Raw genomic sequence first — 17,038 nt, forward strand, 5'->3', positions numbered from 1 at the left:
GATATCCTATGCATCATTACCTAGTTCAGGGATTGGCGCATCATCGGGGATATGCACATAAACCTGAATGATCTTACGGCTATCTGCCATAACAACTTTAAATTGGTAATTATCAATGGTAATAGTTTCACCACGAGCAGGAAGGTGACCAAAGGCTTGCATGACTAAACCGCCAATCGTATCAACTTCTTCATCGCTGAAATGCGTACCGAACGCTTCATTGAAATCTTCTATCTGGGTTAAAGCTCGAACTGAGTAAGCGTGACGACTTAATGGACGAATATCAATATCATCCTCATCATCATACTCATCTTCAATTTCGCCTACGATAAGTTCAAGAATATCCTCAATTGTGACGAGTCCAGATACGCCTCCAAATTCATCGATCACAATCGCCATATGATAGCGTTGAGAGCGGAACTCTTTTAATAGGCGATCAACCCGTTTGCTTTCAGGCACAACAACAGCAGAGCGTAAGACTTTATCCATACTAAATGGCTCTGCGTCGGTACGCATAAATGGCAGTAGATCTTTTGCCATTAATAAGCCTTCAATATGATCTTTGTCCTCGCTAATGACTGGGAAACGAGAATGTGCTGAATCAATAATCACATCTAAACACTCATCAAGGGTTTGATTGCGTTTTAGTGTGACAATTTGCGAGCGAGGGATCATTATGTCCCGAACGCGTTGTTCAGCAATATCCATTACCCCTTCAAGCATGTCGCGGGTGTCGGGATCAATTAATTCTTTCTGTTCAGAATCGCGGATAAGCTCCATCAGATCATCACGGTTTTTAGGTTCACCGTGGAACCACTGATTAAGCAGTGTGAGAAACCCTTTCTTAGGACCAGGGTTATCGTTACTCGAAGATTGGTCGTCGCTCATGGCGTTTTAACTATTTTTCCTCATTGAATGGTTAATTAGATATAGTATTTATCATAAAAATAAGAGAACTGTTACTCTTTTTCAATCAAATAGGGATCTGCATAACCTAAATTTTGTAAGATTTCTGTCTCTAAACCTTCCATTTCTTCGGCTTCATCATCTTCAATATGATCATAGCCTAAAAGATGGAGACATCCATGAATAACCATGTGTGCCCAGTGTTCTTCAACAGTCTTACTCTGCTCAACCGCCTCTTTTTCTACCACTTGGCGGCAAATAATCAAATCACCTAATAACGGCAATTCAATTTCAGGCGGAGCCTCAAAGGGAAAAGAAAGCACGTTAGTCGGTTTGTCTTTTCCACGATAAGTGAGATTCAGTTCGTGACTTTCTGCCTCATCAACAATACGAATAGTCACTTCACTTACAGGTTGAAATTGCGGTAATACCGCTTCTAACCATGTCATAAATTGGGCTTCAGTAGGAAGCCCTTGCGCATTTTCACTTGCTACTTGTAAATCAAGGATAACTTCACTCATGATTTTCTCTCTGAAGCTTCTCTTTTTCTGCTTTGATAGCTTGGCGGCGTTTTTGATCTTCCGTTTCCCAAGCTTCATAGGCGATAACAATTTTGGCAACCACGGGATGGCGAACAACGTCTTCACTATGGAAAAAGTTAAAACTTAAGTCATTAACATCAGATAAAACTTCAATGGCATGACGTAAGCCTGATTTATTGCCTCTTGGCAGGTCAATTTGGGTAATATCCCCAGTGATAACCGCTTTAGAGTTAAAGCCAATACGTGTTAAGAACATTTTCATCTGTTCGATGGTCGTGTTTTGGCTTTCATCAAGAATAATAAAGGCGTCATTTAATGTGCGTCCACGCATATAGGCGAGGGGGGCGACTTCAATGACATTACGCTCTATTAGTTTCTCAACTTTTTCAAAACCTAACATCTCAAATAACGCATCATAAAGTGGTCGTAAATAGGGATCGACTTTTTGACTTAAATCGCCCGGTAAAAAGCCCAGTTTTTCACCCGCTTCAACCGCAGGACGCGTTAATAAAATACGACGCACTTCTTGGCGTTCAAGAGCATCAACAGCAGCAGCAACAGCCAGATAAGTTTTCCCTGTACCAGCAGGACCAATACCAAAAGTAATATCATGAGTCTGGATATTGGCAATATATTGTGCCTGATTCGGTGTACGAGGTTTTATCACACCTCGCTTAGTTCGAATATTGGTTGATTTCCCAAATTCAGGAACATGCTCATCACTTTGCTCAAGCACACGGCTTTCTTTGATTGCAAGGTGAATTTGTTCAGGGTCGATATCGGGGATCACGCCTTTAATTGGCGAGGTTTCCACATACAGGCGACGTAAAATTCCTGCGGCTGCATTGACACACAATGATTTTCCCGTGAGTTTAAAACGGTTATCACGATGATTAATCTCGATACCTAAACGGCGCTCAAGTTGCTTAATATTATCGTCAAATGGACCACATAGGCTCATTAAACGGGCATTGTCAGCTGGCTCTAAGAAGATTTCTTGGGTCGCTACCTGTGCATGTGCTATTACTGTCACTGATTATCCTTTTGTTCAATCTGATCAATTAAGGTTGGTAAACACCTACCCCTAATTCATCTTCTTTACGTGTACGTGCAATGACGGATTCTGGAGATTCGTGAATACGTAAATCCATTTGGTCTTCCGTTCTAATGACTTTACCACGTAGTGAGTTGGCATAAACGTCAACAATCTCAACATCAACGAACTTACCAATCATATCTGGTGTACCTTCAAAGTTAACCACACGGTTATTCTCAGTACGACCAGAAAGCTCCATCACATTTTTACGTGAAGGTCCTTCAACTAGAATACGCTGTACCGTATTTAACATTGCACGGCTAAAGTTCATTGCTTGTTGATTGATGCGCTGTTGTAGCAGATATAAACGTTGTTTCTTCTCATCTTCACTGACATCATCAGGTAAATCAGCCGCTGGGGTGCCCGGACGTGCTGAATAGATGAAACTAAAGCTCATATCGAAATTAACATCCGCAATTAATTGCATGGTTTTTTCAAAGTCGTCTTGGGTTTCACCCGGGAAACCAATGATAAAGTCTGAACTTATCAGAATATCAGGACGTGCTTTGCGTAGTTTGCGAATGATGCTCTTATATTCAAGTGCAGTATGGTTACGCTTCATTAATGTTAGAATGCGGTCAGAACCACTTTGCACTGGCAAGTGTAAATAGCTGACTAATTCTGGAGTATCTTCATAAACCGCAACAATATCGTCAGTAAATTCGATAGGGTGGCTGGTAGTAAAGCGAATGCGGTCAATGCCGTCAATTGCGGCGACTAAGCGAATTAATTCAGCAAAGCTACAGATTTGACCATCAAAAGTAGCGCCTCGGTAGGCGTTAACGTTTTGACCTAACAAGTTTACTTCGCGCACACCTTGTGCCGCTAATTGAGCAATTTCAAATAGCACATCATCACAAGGGCGGCTAACTTCTTCACCGCGTGTGTAAGGAACTACGCAGAAAGAGCAGTATTTGTTACAGCCTTCCATGATGGAGACGAAAGCAGAAGGGCCTTCAGCACGAGGCTCTGGTAAACGGTCAAATTTTTCGATTTCAGGGAAGCTGATATCGACAACAGGGCTTTTAGTCCCTTTAACCTGATTAATCATTTCAGGTAAACGGTGTAAAGTTTGTGGTCCGAAGATAATATCGACACACTGCGCACGTTGACGGATGTATTCACCTTCTTGAGAAGCAACACAACCGCCGACGCCAATGATAATATCGGGTTTATTATCTTTAAAATATTTCCAACGTCCTAACTGATGAAAGACTTTTTCTTGTGCTTTCTCACGGATAGAACAGGTATTTAGCAGTAGAATGTCCGCGTCTTCGGCGACATCGGTTAACTGATAACCGTGGGTGCTTTCGAGTAGGTCTGCCATTTTGGATGAATCGTACTCATTCATCTGACAGCCCCAAGTTTTAATGTACAGTTTTTTTATCGTCGACATTGTGTAAATCCGGTATTTTCAGTGAGACAATAGCTAATCATTGGAAAACGTTGCGTGTAATAAGCCAATAAGGCGGTTATTGTAGTCATTTGTGTGGTCAGTGACTAGAGCAAGTCGGCGCTAATTCTCTATGGCGTTTAGTTTAATCGAAATAAACTGAAACAGCGCTTACCTATTATTTAAAGTAATGAGTTATGGCATAACAATGATGAGTAATGTAAAAAACGATTTTGATGCAATCATCGCTGGTGGAGGGATGATTGGCGCTGCTGTTGTAATTGGGCTGGCGCAAGAAGGATTGCGTGTTGCAATGATTGAACGGCAGTCTCCAGCACCTTTTGATGCGTCATCTCATCCTGATATCCGTATTTCTGCGATTAGTTGCGCGTCTGTTAGTCTATTAAAACAATTAGGTGCATGGCAACATGTTTTAGCGATGCGTTCTGCGCCTTATCTTACCTTAGAAACATGGGAAGAAGAAAATGCCCATGTGGTTTTTGATGCTAAAAGCTTAGGTTTACCTGAATTAGGCTATATGGTTGAAAACCGAATTTTGCAATTAGCCCTTTGGCAAGAGGCTGAACGTTATAGCAATATCACTTTATTATGTCCAAATAGTCTAAGTAAAATGACTTATTTAGATGATAAATGGAAAGTAACCCTTTCAGATGGCAGTGAAGTGACCACAAATTTAGTGGTGGGTGCGGATGGTGCAAACTCTCAAGTGCGCCAATTTGCGGGTATCGGTAGCAATGGCTGGCAATATCGTCAATCTTGTATGCTGATCACTGTGAAAACAGAGTTGCCTCCTGAAAAGGGTACATGGCAACGTTTTTATCCTTCAGGTCCTCGTGCTTATTTACCGCTTTTTGATAATTGGGCTTGTTTGGTTTGGTATGACTCGCCTGACAGAATTAGAAAACTGCAAAATATGACAATGGCGCAGTTAGAAAAAGAAATTCAACATGCTTTTCCTGAGCGATTAGGTAAAGCGACACCTATTGCTGCAGGTTCATTCCCATTAACGCGTCAGCATGCAAGTCGTTACGTTGATAAAGGCATTGTTTTGTTGGGAGATGCGGCTCACACCATCAATCCTTTAGCGGGACAGGGCGTTAATTTAGGTTACCGTGATGTGGATTGTTTCTTAGATTTAGTCGCTGATGCCAAAAAACATTTTGAGCCTTGGGATTCAATGGCGTTATTGAAGAAATATCAGCGCCGTCGTATGCCTGATAATTTAGTCATGCAAGCGGGCATGGACGTATTTTATCACGCCTTTAGCCACCAATTACCGGGTTTAAAAGTTGTTAGAAATATCGGTCTTTTAGCTGCTCAGCATGCAGGAAAAGCGAAAGAGGCGGCATTACGTTATGCGTTAGGTATTAAGTAATTAGAAATGCGATGGTCTGAGTTGAATATCAGCAATAAGATCATCGCATTGTTGTTATGCTTTTAAATGCTTGGCATGAAAAGCAATATGCTCACCAATAAAGCTCGCCACAAAGTAGTAACTGTGATCGTACCCTTGATGTAAATTCAATTGATAAGGGAATTGTTTTGCATCGCAAGCTTGTGAAAATAATTCAGGCTTCAGTTGCTCTTGATAGAAAGGATCATCGACTCCGACATCAACACGCATAGGTAATACACTTTCTGCTTGGCTAATTAATGCCACCGCATCATATTGGTGCCATTGTGTCGTATCATCGCCTAAATAAGCGCTAAACGCTTTTTTACCCCAAGGAACAACTGACGGTGCTACTATCGGAGAAAACGCTGACACACTGCGGTAGCGTGCCGAATTTCGCAATGCAATCGTTAATGCCCCATGACCTCCCATCGAATGCCCACTAATAGCACGTTGATGAGTCACAGGAAAATGCATTTCTATCAGTGTAGGAAGCTCATCAACAATGTAGTCATACATATTGTAATGAGTATTCCACGGCGATTGTGTCGCATTAAGGTAAAAGCCAGCGCCTTGCCCTAAATCATAAGCACTATCATCAGCGACATTTTCACCGCGAGGGCTGGTATCAGGTACGACTAAAATAATGCCATGCTGCGCCGCAAATTGTTGAGCGCCTGATTTAGTAATAAAATTTTGTTCGTTGCAGGTTAAGCCTGATAACCAATATAAAACAGGGTATTTTTGTTCTTCTTCCATAGGAGGAAGGTAGATGGCAAATTTCATCTCACAATTTAACGTCTTTGATGTATGTTGATAGACTTCTTGCCAACCACCAAAGCAGGCGTGACGTTCAACCCTTTCCATTTTGACTCCTTTAAAAGCAAAGACAAACCTATGAGACATAGGTTTGAAGATGATTAATCGAAATGAATAACTGTACGGATTGATTTACCTTCGTGCATTAAATCAAAAGCTTCATTAATTTTTTCTAACGGTAGTTTATGGGTAACAAAAGGCTTAAGTTCGATATCGCCTTTCATTGCATCCTCAACCATACCGGGTAATTGGCTACGACCTTTAACACCACCAAAAGCGGTGCCTCTCCACGAACGACCTGTGACTAATTGGAAAGGACGAGTTGAGATCTCTTGTCCTGCACCAGCAACACCAATAATAATGGATTGACCCCAGCCACGATGTGCACTTTCTAATGCAGCTCTCATGACATTAACGTTACCAATACATTCAAAAGTATGGTCAACACCCCATTGTGTCATTTCAACAAGGACTTGCTGAATGGGCTTGTCGTGGTCATTAGGATTTAAGCAATCTGTAGCACCAAATTGACGTGCTAATTCAAATTTTTCAGGATTAGTATCAATCGCAAAAATTCGACCTGCTTTGGCTTGTCTTGCGCCTTGAAGAACAGCAAGACCAATGCCTCCTAAACCAAACACTGCAACCGAATCACCTTCTTGCACTTTTGCTGTATTGTGAACCGCGCCAATACCGGTTGTTACGCCACAACCTAATAAGCAAACTTCTTCGTGATTGGCTTCTGGATTGATTTTTGCTAGAGAAACTTCAGCCACCACAGTGTATTCGCTAAAAGTAGAGCATCCCATATAGTGATAAATAGGCTGCCCGTTATAAGAAAAACGTGTTGTTCCATCTGGCATTAAACCTTTACCTTGCGTTGCTCTGACTGCAACACATAAGTTTGTTTTGCCTGATTTACAGAATAGACATTCACCACATTCAGCAGTGTACAGAGGAATAACGTGATCGCCTGGTTTAACGCTAGTGACACCTTCACCAACTTCTACAACTACACCAGCACCTTCATGACCAAGAATTGCAGGGAATACACCTTCAGGATCATCACCAGAGAGTGTAAATGCGTCTGTATGACAAACGCCTGTGTGGCTAATTTTTATGAGCACTTCACCCGCTTGAGGTGGCATTACATCAACTTCAACGATTTTTAAAGGTTCTCCTGGTCCAAATGCGACCGCAGCACGAGATTTCATGGTGTATCCTTTTTGTTATTAACGCAGGTAAGTGCGGATAAGTGAAATGGCATCATCAACGGAATTTTTTTGATCTTCAGGAGAAGCGACGGCATCCATAAGACCTTCACGTAAATGACTTTCGAGCACACCTGCCATCAGACCGTTAATAGCACCTCTGATGGCGGCAATTTGTTGTAATACCTGACCGCATTCATTTTCATTTTCAAGTGCAGTTTCTAATGCAAGAAGCTGCCCTTTAATTTTTCTTACGCGAGTTAACGCGGCTTTTTTTTCTGCTGGTGAGTGTGGCATACATAATCCTTAAATATACTATGGGGGAGTATAGTATCTGGAGAGATATATGTACAGAGGGATCAATAAAGTGTGGAGTGATGAGAATAAATAAAAAATGATGATGTGGAGAATGTTGATCTTTGAGAGTAGAGGAATAAGAAAAGAAGGGGGAAGAATGATGTTTAGATAACAGATAGGAAAAAATGAAGAGATAAAAACAAAAAAGACCCGCTATTGCGAGTCTTATCTGTTGATTTCGTGATAAACACGTTAGTAATCAATGGTGCGGGAGGCGAGACTTGAACTCGCACACCTTGCGGCGCCAGAACCTAAATCTGGTGCGTCTACCAATTTCGCCACTCCCGCATACAACTTTTCAGAAAAAAAGACTCGCTCTGCGAGTCTCTCTTTCAAAATATGGCTGGGATACCAGGATTCGAACCTGGGAATGCCAGGATCAAAACCTGGTGCCTTACCGCTTGGCGATATCCCAAAAAATGGTGGCTATGACGGGATTCGAACCTGTGACCCCAACATTATGAGTGTTGTGCTCTAACCAGCTGAGCTACATAGCCTTATTGAATCTAGCTATCTTTCTTTTGAAAGATGGCTGGGGTACCAGGATTCGAACCTGGGAATGCCAGGATCAAAACCTGGTGCCTTACCGCTTGGCGATACCCCATCCGCTAATTCAATTGTCAACACACTTATTTATCAGAAATATGGCTGGGATACCAGGATTCGAACCTGGGAATGCCAGGATCAAAACCTGGTGCCTTACCGCTTGGCGATATCCCAACTGATAAATTCTTGACGAGGTTAAAATGGTGCGGGAGGCGAGACTTGAACTCGCACACCTTGCGGCGCCAGAACCTAAATCTGGTGCGTCTACCAATTTCGCCACTCCCGCAAAAAGATGGTGGCTATGACGGGATTCGAACCTGTGACCCCAACATTATGAGTGTTGTGCTCTAACCAGCTGAGCTACATAGCCATCTTTTTTTTGCATAACCTTCGTCGGCGTTGCGGGGCGCATTATGCGTATTACAGACAAATCCGTCAACTGCTTTTTGCATTAATTTTCGAGAAACGTGTCCGTTTGCTCGATGGTTAATCATTTTGTCGAAAAAAGATCCAAAAAACAACCTTGTTGATGAAAAATATCTCAAAAAATAAGACGCAATAGTGTGTGAATAAAAAGAAAAAACAAAGCAGTAACAGAAATGAGATTAAGTGAAAGAAGGAAAAGATGAAGAACAATGAGCATAAAAAAAGAAATGCGGTGAAAAAATCACGCTACATTTCTTTTTCTTTGGATATTACTGATTGAATTTTAGACTTATTTCGCAATAAAGGTCAGAAAAGTATACATTCAACTCAAAAAGTGTAATTTATCGACAATAAATTACTTTTCTAATAGCTGTTGAAGCAATTCTCCGTTAAGCATTGCGCGTTTAGTTAAGGCAAAAGCCCCTATGGCTGAACGATGATCAAGCTCTGATGTGACGACAGGAAGCTCTTCTCTGAATTCTTTTAATACTTGCGTATTAATACAACTTTGAATTGAGGGAAGTAAAACTTCAGCTGCTTCAGTCAATTCACCCGCTAAAACCACTTTTTGTGGGTTAAATAAGTTAATAGCGATCGCAATCGCTTTACCTAAATGTAAACCCACTTGTTTGATGGTTTCGACTGCTAGCGGGTCATTTTTTACAGCAGCTCGACAAATATCTTGGATTTGGCACTGTGTTGGCGATAAATACTGGCTTGGGTAGCCTTGCTCTAATTGATAGCGCACTTTGGCTTCGATAGCAGTATTGGATGCAATCGTTTCTAAACAACCAAAATTACCACAATGGCAACGTTCACCTAGAGGATCGATTTGAATATGACCAATTTCCCCAAGGTTACCACGCTGGTTGAGCAGAATTTTATTATTAATGATAACACCCGCACCTGCACCACGATGTATCCGGACGAGTAGTGAGTCTTCACAATCTCGTGTGGCACCAAAATAGTTTTCAGCTAGTGCAAGGCTTCGAATATCATGCCCAGCATAACAAGGCAGGCTAAAGCGTTTTTCTAAGCTATTTACCAGCGCCCAATTATCTACTTTCATATGAGGCATATAACGAACAATGCCTTTATTTGGATCAACAAGACCGGGCAAAATCACGGAAATTGAAATAAGCTCACGAATGCGACGTTGATTTTGTTTAATAAAGTCATCAATTGCATTGATGAGCAGGGCTTCAACTTCATTTTGAGTACTCTGCTCTAGAGGGTAGTGTTGCTCAATGATGACTTTACCGCTCAGATCGTAAAGAGCGACAGTGGCATCATTACGCCCCAATCGCACACTGACTGTATTAAAATTGCGGTGTTCAACAATAATAGAAATTGCGCGACGTCCACCTGTTGATGCCTGTTGATCAACCTCTTTGATTAAGCCTCGTTCAAGCAACTGACGAGTAATTTTAGTCACACTGGCTGGCGCTAGTTGGCTTTGTTCGGCTATTTGGATACGGGAAATTGGCCCGTGTTGATCAATCAGTCGATACACAATCGCACTGTTAAGTTGTTTAACAAGATCGATATTGCCAATTTGCGTTTCAGTGTTGTTATGACTCATCAGCATAGACATCCATTAGTTATTCAGTTATTTCGATACCATTGACAAACGTTGTGCAAAGGTTGAAGTCCTTGTCGAAAGAAGTGAGGTTTGCAATTTTTCCTGCTTCAATTGTTCCCAATTCTTTTTCCATTCCGATTGCACGAGCAGGATAAAGAGTTGCCATCCGCAATGTTTCATCTAATGGAATACCTACATGGATCACGCTATTTTTAATTGCACCAATCATGGTCAGTGATGATCCACTTAATGTGCCATCTGCATCGACACAAAGACCATTACGATAATATATGGTTTTACCCGCAAAAACGAAGCTATCCATCTCATTTTTACTAGGATCAAGCCCTGCTGGCGCAGTTGCATCTGTGACTAAAAGTAGTTTTTCACCTTTCAGACGCTTACTGTTACGAATATTTGCCCATGAAACATGTAAACCATCGGCAATGATACCAGCATAAACCTCAGGTGTATCATAAATGGCACCTACAAGCCCCGGCCCTCTGCCTGTAATATAAGGCATTGCGTTGTAAAGGTGAGTCGATAATGAGATACCATTACGGAATCCTTTACGTGCTTCTTCATAAGTCGAATTGGAGTGACCCGCAGAAACAATGATACCTGCTTTGATTAATTGACGAACATACTTTTCATCAACCATTTCAGGCGCGAGGGTGATTTTAGCGATAACATCAGCATTATCGCACAAATAGTCAATCATCTGTGCACTAGGTTGGCGAATAAACTGTGGATCATGAGTCCCTTTTTTAATTACATTGATATAAGGGCCTTCTAAATGTAATCCCAACACTTTATTTTCATGTTTCTTCATATAAGCACGAGTTGCGTCAATGCCTATTTTCATCAATTCATCAGAACAGGTAATTAACGTGGGTAAATAGCTAGTGCAACCTAAACGTTCATTTGCTTTTTGCATAATTTCTAACGTTTCAACGGTGACATTTTCAGGCGTGTCATTAAATTGTACGCCACCACAGCCATTAACTTGTAAATCGATAAAACCGGGAGAGACAATTGCACCTTTCATATCACGAACAGTGATATCTTTTGGCAGTTGATCCTGTGGGCAAACCTGCTCAATACGGGAGCCGTTAATAATAATGGCGTGGTTTTCTAAACGGTCGAAACCTGTATAAATAACAGCATTTGTTAAGGCAAACATACCTTTGTCTCCTGATAAGGGAAGTCAATCTAAAAATCCGATATCAGCCAGCAAATTCTGGCTGATAAGTAAGAGAGCTTAGCCTTTTCCACTACTTAATCAGTAGGTACTTATTTTACTAAACTTAGTCTTGGTATTTCTGACACTCTTGCGCTTCAATCTGTTGGAAATAACGCAATGTTTTTACTCGTAATTCCATTGTTGCAGGATCATCACACACTAAAATGGCTTTAGGGTGAAGTTGAACACAGGAAATCGTCCATAAATGGTTAACAGCGCCTTCTGTTGCAGCATGTACTGCTTGCGCTTTATTAAAACCAGTTGCCAAAATCATTAATTCTTCAGCATCTAATAATGTACCTACACCAACTGTCAGTGCATATTTAGGAACATGATTAACATTATTATCGAAGAAGCGTGAATTTGCTAAACGAGTGTCTTCTGTTAGCGTTTTCATGCGAGTACGTGAAGAAAGTGATGACGTTGGCTCATTAAATGCGATATGACCGTCGTTACCTACACCGCCCATAAACAAATTGATTTTGCCATAAGACTTAATTTTAGCCTCATAACGTTCGCATTCTGCTTGTGGATCTTCTGCATTACCGTTTAATAAATTGATATTTTCATCTTTAATATCAATATGATTAAAGAAGTTTTCATACATAAAAGTACGATAACTTTGTGAATGATCTGATGGAATACCAACATATTCATCCATATTGAACGTTACAACGTGTTGGAAGCTGACTTTTCCTGCACGATGTAATTCAATTAACTCTTTATATGTCGCCAATGGCGTGCCACCAGTTGGTAAACCAAGCACGAAAGGGCGCTCTGCTGTTGGATTAAACGCATTGATCTTCTCAATGATATAATTTGCAGACCACTTACCAACTTGTTTTGCCGTGGATAGGGGGATTAACCTCATAGTAACCTCATAGAAAAAAGACAAATCTGATAACTCAGTAACGTGTTATTTTATCGTGTGATTATCAGTGGCTCATCTATACTCGTCATCCTTCAAGTTGCAGGGGTGTTGGCTACGCTCAGCTACCCGAATCACATACATGAGTATATTCATCGGGATATCTTTGCTTGCCGCCTACCTGCAACTCGAATGATTTAGAGTGTATAACACGAATTTCTTTTCATTTTTAGCTGATGATCGAAATGTCCCGCCAAAAGATATTTTTAATCATAAAATAAGCTTTCTGACTTAGCCAGCATTTCAGCTAAAAAATATACTATATTGGTGACTTAACTCACAAATTATGACTAATTAATTTGCGATACGAAATAAATTTTTTAGACTAAAAATGGAATTAAATAATTAGCTCATCATTTTTCTTATAAAATATGAATGAGTATGAATAAGATCCCAATATAGGGGCTATCCAAGGGGGAGTTTGTGAATATTTTAAGTTATCTGCAGAAGATAGGACGGGCGCTGATGGTGCCTGTCGCTACATTACCTGCAGCAGCAATTCTGATGGGGATTGGCTACTGGATTGACCCAGTAGGCTGGGGTAGTGATAACGCGCTTGCTGCCTTACTTATCAAATCTGGTGCTGCTATCATCGACAATATGTCAGTCTTGTTTGCCATTGGTGTTGCTTATGGTATGTCGAAAGACAAAGACGGTGCTGCCGCTTTAACAGGGTTTGTTGGGTTCTTAGTTGTGACAACACTTTGCTCTCCAGCCGCGGTGTCAATGATCAAAGGCCTACCTTTAGAAGAGGTTCCAGTTGCTTTTGGTAAAATAAATAACCAGTTTGTTGGGATCTTAGTTGGTGTACTTTCAGCCGAGCTTTATAACCGCTTCAGTAGCGTTGAGCTGCCTCGCGCACTGTCGTTCTTTAGTGGTCGCCGTTTAGTTCCTATTTTGACCTCGTTTTTAATGATCATCGTCGCCTTTATTCTGATGTATATCTGGCCTGTGATTTATGGCGGATTAGTTAGCTTTGGTGAAAGCATTAAAGATATGGGAGCATTAGGTGCGGGTATTTACGCATTCTTTAACCGTTTATTAATTCCTGTGGGCTTACACCATGCGTTGAACTCTGTATTCTGGTTTGACGTTGCTGGTATTAATGATATTCCTAACTTCCTAGCAGGTCAGCAAGCTATTGATTCTGGCTTAGCAACAGTGGGTGTTACAGGTCGTTATCAAGCAGGTTTCTTCCCAGTAATGATGTTTGGTTTACCGGGTGCAGCTCTTGCTATTTATCACTGCGCACGTAAAGAACACAAAGCAAAAGTGGCTGGTATTATGATGGCGGGTGCGTTTGCTGCATTCTTCACTGGTATTACTGAGCCGCTTGAATTCTCCTTTATGTTCGTCGCACCAGTGCTTTATGTTATTCACGCATTCTTAATGGCGATTTCTGTTTATATCGCGGCAAGCATGGAGTGGATTTCAGGATTCGGCTTTAGTGCAGGCTTAGTGGATATGTTCTTATCTTCACGTAACCCACTGGCTGTTCATTGGTACATGCTGATTGTTCAGGGTATTGTTTTCTTCTTTATCTATTACGGTATTTTCCGTTTCACTATCACTAAATTTAACCTGAAAACACCAGGTCGTGAAGATGAAGTGACCGGTGATGAAACTGCTGATGGTTATGATGAAGATATCAAAACAGCGCCAGCAAATAGTAAAGAAGGTATTCAACAAGAAGCTCGCCAATATATCGCGGCTATCGGTGGTTCTGATAACTTAACGGGTATTGATGCTTGCATTACACGTTTACGTCTTAATGTAAAAGACTCTGGCGTTGTTAATGATGCATACGCAAAACGTTTAGGGGCTTCAGGCGTTATTCGCTTAAACAAACAAAGTGTTCAGGTGATTGTGGGTACACGAGCAGAGCTTGTCGCTAACGCAATGCGCGATGTATTAACACAAGGTCCTGTGCCTGCTTATGAAGGTGCTTCTGCTTCAACAGTTTCTACTGAAAAAGCACCCGTAAAACAAGCGAATGCCAATGCAAAAGTGTTACTTGAAATGATTGCACCTTTTGATGGTGAAGTGGTGGCATTAAAAGAAGTGCCTGATGAAGCGTTCTCTAGTGGTGTTGTTGGCGATGGTGTAGCAATCAAACCAACCTCTAATATCGTGATGGCGCCTGCGACAGGTACTGTTGTTAAGATTTTTGATACAAACCATGCATTTTGTATTGAGACTGACAATGGTGTGGAAATCATTGTGCATATGGGCATTGATACCGTTGCATTAGGCGGCAAAGGCTTCAAGCGTTTAGTTGAAGAAGGTGCAGACGTTAAAGTTGGTCAACCTATCTTAGAATTAGATCTTGAATATCTGAACGCTAATGCTAAATCGATGATAAGCCCTGTTATTGTCAGCAATATCGATGATTTTGATAAGATTGCTGAACAAGTTGCAGGTGTTGTGGTCGGAAATAAAACGGTTATCTACAAAGTGTTAAAATAAATTCTATATAGATATTTAATCCTCTATAAAGAGATGGTTAAATAAGACGATAAAACGGGGAGTCTTTCGAACTTCCCGTTTTTTTATCTCTATTTTGATAAATATCTCAGGGGTGTATTTAGCTAAGGTATTTATGAAACCTGCTTATTGGATTATAGTGGGTTAATTATGCGTTTTGCTTTGAGGAAAAAATGACCATGAATGAGGCAGATGCCCGCCCAACGAACTTTATTCGTCAAATTATTGACGAAGATCTGGCTACCGGGAAACATGATAGCGTTCAAACGCGTTTCCCACCTGAACCTAATGGCTATCTTCATATCGGCCATGCGAAATCAATTTGCCTGAATTTTGGTATTGCTAAAGATTATCAGGGAAAATGTAATCTACGTTTTGATGATACCAATCCAGTAAAAGAAGATATTGAGTACATCAACTCAATTCAAAAAGATGTTCAGTGGTTAGGTTTCCAATGGGAAGGTAGCATTCATTACTCCTCAGATTATTTTGATCAACTTTATCAATATGCGATTGAGCTGATTAATAAAGGCTTAGCTTATGTTGATGAGTTAAGTGCTGAAGAAATTCGTGAATACCGCGGTACATTAAAAGAGCCAGGTAAAAACAGCCCTTATCGCTCACGTAGCGTAGAAGAAAACTTAGCGCTGTTTGAAAAAATGCGTGCGGGTGGCTTTGAAGAAGGTAAAGCGTGTTTACGTGCGAAAATTGATATGGCATCACCTTTTATTGTTATGCGTGATCCTGTTCTTTATCGTATTAAATTCGCTGAACACCACCAAACCGGAAATAAATGGTGCATTTATCCAATGTATGATTTTACCCACTGTATCTCTGATGCACTGGAAAATATCACACATTCTTTATGTACTTTAGAATTCCAAGATAACCGCCGTTTATATGATTGGGTGCTGGATAATATCACTATCCCTTGTCATCCTCGTCAATATGAATTCTCGCGTCTTAACCTTGAATATACAGTGATGTCAAAACGTAAGCTGAATCAGCTTGTGACAGAAAACATTGTGAATGGTTGGGATGATCCTCGTATGCCAACGATTTCAGGCTTACGTCGTCGTGGTTATACCGCAGAATCTATTCGTGAATTCTGCCTACGTATTGGTGTGACGAAACAAGAAAACAACGTCGAAATGGCAGCTTTGGAATCTTGTATTCGTGATGACTTAAACGAAAATGCACCACGCGCAATGGCGGTTATCGATCCAGTTCGTTTAGTGATTGAAAATATGCCAGAAGGTGAAGAAATTCTTGTTGCACCAAATCACCCAAACAAGCCAGAAATGGGTACGCGTGAAGTACCATTTAGCCGTGAGATCTATATTGATCGCGCAGACTTCAAAGAAGAAGCAAACCGTCAATATAAACGTCTGGTGCTAGGTAAAGAAGTGCGTCTACGTAATGCTTATGTGATTAAAGCAGAACGTGTCGAAAAAGACGAACAAGGCGAAATTACGACCATTTACTGCACCTATGATGCAGAGACTCTAAATAAAGATCCTGCTGATGGGCGTAAAGTAAAAGGCGTTATTCACTGGGTAAGCATTCCACATGCTATTCCTGCTGAAATCCGTCTTTATGACCGTCTATTTAGCGTACCAAACCCAGCAGCAGAAGATGATTTCTTATCAACAATTAACCCTGAATCATTAGTTATTCGTGAAGGTTTTGTTGAACGTAGCTTAAAAGATGCCGCTATCGAAAAAGCGTATCAATTTGAGCGTGAAGGCTACTTCTGCGCTGATAAGCTTTCAACAGCGGATAAACTTGTGTTTAACCGTACTGTGGGCTTACGAGACACTTGGGCGAAGATTTCTCAGCAAGGTTAATCTGCTGCCGCGTTTTAAGACACATTAGTACTTTAATGAATAAAATGCTCGGTAATTATTTATCGAGCATTTTTTATCTGTTTTACATCTTAGTTTGGATGATTTTTCATCTATTGATATTAAATATTTACCATTCTTAATTTGATTAGTCTCTCGTTTTTTCTTTTTTAGGTGATAACTTTTCATTTATTTCATTTGAAATAGTTTATTCACTATCACTTTATTCTTTTGTTTTTTCATACCATCA

The 17,038-nt window shown here is 40.7% G+C and carries 13 protein-coding genes and 7 tRNA genes; 3 read left to right on the forward strand and 17 right to left on the reverse strand.

Annotated features, from left to right (window positions below; all coding sequences use genetic code 11):
• Positions 1-6 precede the first annotated feature (6 nt).
• From corC to miaB, 4 genes are all read right to left on the reverse strand, one after another.
• Positions 7-888, reverse strand: coding sequence for a CNNM family magnesium/cobalt transport protein CorC (gene corC / locus JEP36_RS10480; protein WP_023581153.1), 882 nt, complete (start codon positions 886-888; stop codon positions 7-9).
• A 71-nt stretch (positions 889-959) separates the two neighbouring features.
• Positions 960-1,427 (reverse strand): rRNA maturation RNase YbeY, encoded by a 468-nt coding sequence (gene ybeY / locus JEP36_RS10485; protein WP_151434555.1) that lies wholly within the window; start codon positions 1,425-1,427, stop codon positions 960-962.
• Positions 1,420-2,481 (reverse strand): PhoH family protein, encoded by a 1,062-nt coding sequence (locus JEP36_RS10490; RefSeq protein ID WP_198620397.1) that lies wholly within the window; start codon positions 2,479-2,481, stop codon positions 1,420-1,422. Before JEP36_RS10490 ends, ybeY begins: the two co-directional genes overlap by 8 nt.
• Positions 2,482-2,509: 28 nt before the next feature.
• The gene (gene miaB, locus JEP36_RS10495) at positions 2,510-3,940 is read right to left on the reverse strand and encodes a tRNA (N6-isopentenyl adenosine(37)-C2)-methylthiotransferase MiaB (protein WP_198620398.1); all 1,431 of its coding nucleotides are present in this window, start codon (positions 3,938-3,940) and stop codon (positions 2,510-2,512) included.
• Between the two features lie 205 nt (positions 3,941-4,145).
• Between miaB and ubiF the strand changes: the two genes are divergently transcribed.
• Positions 4,146-5,333 (forward strand): 3-demethoxyubiquinol 3-hydroxylase, encoded by a 1,188-nt coding sequence (gene ubiF, locus JEP36_RS10500; RefSeq protein ID WP_198630176.1) that lies wholly within the window; start codon positions 4,146-4,148, stop codon positions 5,331-5,333.
• 54 nt (positions 5,334-5,387) lie between these two features.
• Here the strand turns inward: ubiF and fghA are convergent, their stop codons facing one another.
• The 13 genes from fghA to nagB all read right to left on the reverse strand — a co-directional run bounded on the left by fghA (position 5,388) and on the right by nagB (position 12,403).
• Complete coding sequence (gene fghA / locus JEP36_RS10505; protein ID WP_198630177.1) at positions 5,388-6,218, reverse strand: S-formylglutathione hydrolase; 831 nt, start codon at positions 6,216-6,218, stop codon at positions 5,388-5,390.
• A 53-nt stretch (positions 6,219-6,271) separates the two neighbouring features.
• Positions 6,272-7,384 (reverse strand): S-(hydroxymethyl)glutathione dehydrogenase/class III alcohol dehydrogenase, encoded by a 1,113-nt coding sequence (locus JEP36_RS10510; protein WP_198630178.1) that lies wholly within the window; start codon positions 7,382-7,384, stop codon positions 6,272-6,274.
• Between the two features lie 18 nt (positions 7,385-7,402).
• On the reverse strand, positions 7,403-7,678 hold the full coding sequence (locus tag JEP36_RS10515; protein ID WP_036938507.1) for a metal-sensing transcriptional repressor: 276 nt from the start codon (positions 7,676-7,678) through the stop codon (positions 7,403-7,405).
• A gap of 263 nt (positions 7,679-7,941) precedes the next feature.
• A tRNA-Leu gene (locus JEP36_RS10520) sits at positions 7,942-8,026 on the reverse strand.
• 52 nt (positions 8,027-8,078) lie between these two features.
• Positions 8,079-8,153, reverse strand: a tRNA-Gln gene (locus JEP36_RS10525).
• A 5-nt stretch (positions 8,154-8,158) separates the two neighbouring features.
• Positions 8,159-8,235, reverse strand: a tRNA-Met gene (locus JEP36_RS10530).
• 32 nt (positions 8,236-8,267) lie between these two features.
• Positions 8,268-8,342 (reverse strand) — tRNA-Gln (locus JEP36_RS10535).
• Positions 8,343-8,383: 41 nt separating this feature from the next.
• Positions 8,384-8,458 (reverse strand) — tRNA-Gln (locus tag JEP36_RS10540).
• 27 nt (positions 8,459-8,485) lie between these two features.
• Positions 8,486-8,570 (reverse strand) — tRNA-Leu (locus tag JEP36_RS10545).
• 7 nt (positions 8,571-8,577) lie between these two features.
• Positions 8,578-8,654: transfer RNA gene (locus tag JEP36_RS10550), tRNA-Met, on the reverse strand.
• 411 nt (positions 8,655-9,065) lie between these two features.
• Positions 9,066-10,298, reverse strand: coding sequence for a DNA-binding transcriptional regulator NagC (gene nagC, locus JEP36_RS10555; RefSeq protein WP_088493435.1), 1,233 nt, complete (start codon positions 10,296-10,298; stop codon positions 9,066-9,068).
• A gap of 13 nt (positions 10,299-10,311) precedes the next feature.
• Complete coding sequence (gene nagA / locus JEP36_RS10560; RefSeq protein WP_109374101.1) at positions 10,312-11,472, reverse strand: N-acetylglucosamine-6-phosphate deacetylase; 1,161 nt, start codon at positions 11,470-11,472, stop codon at positions 10,312-10,314.
• Positions 11,473-11,596: 124 nt separating this feature from the next.
• A complete protein-coding gene (nagB, locus tag JEP36_RS10565) occupies positions 11,597-12,403 on the reverse strand; it encodes a glucosamine-6-phosphate deaminase (protein ID WP_109374102.1) in 807 nt (268 codons plus the stop codon).
• Between the two features lie 480 nt (positions 12,404-12,883).
• On the opposite strand from nagB, the gene nagE reads away from it, so the two are divergent.
• Both nagE and glnS read left to right on the forward strand, forming a co-directional pair.
• On the forward strand, positions 12,884-14,926 hold the full coding sequence (gene nagE, locus JEP36_RS10570) for an N-acetylglucosamine-specific PTS transporter subunit IIBC (RefSeq protein ID WP_198620402.1): 2,043 nt from the start codon (positions 12,884-12,886) through the stop codon (positions 14,924-14,926).
• Between the two features lie 197 nt (positions 14,927-15,123).
• Positions 15,124-16,791, forward strand: a complete 1,668-nt coding sequence (gene glnS / locus JEP36_RS10575; RefSeq protein WP_036912065.1) for a glutamine--tRNA ligase — start codon at positions 15,124-15,126, stop codon at positions 16,789-16,791.
• The last annotated feature ends 247 nt before the right edge of the window (positions 16,792-17,038 follow it).

Origin of the sequence: Proteus sp. PR00208 (assembly GCF_016238545.1) — a bacterium.
In the GTDB taxonomy this organism is placed as follows: Bacteria; Pseudomonadota; Gammaproteobacteria; order Enterobacterales; family Enterobacteriaceae; genus Proteus.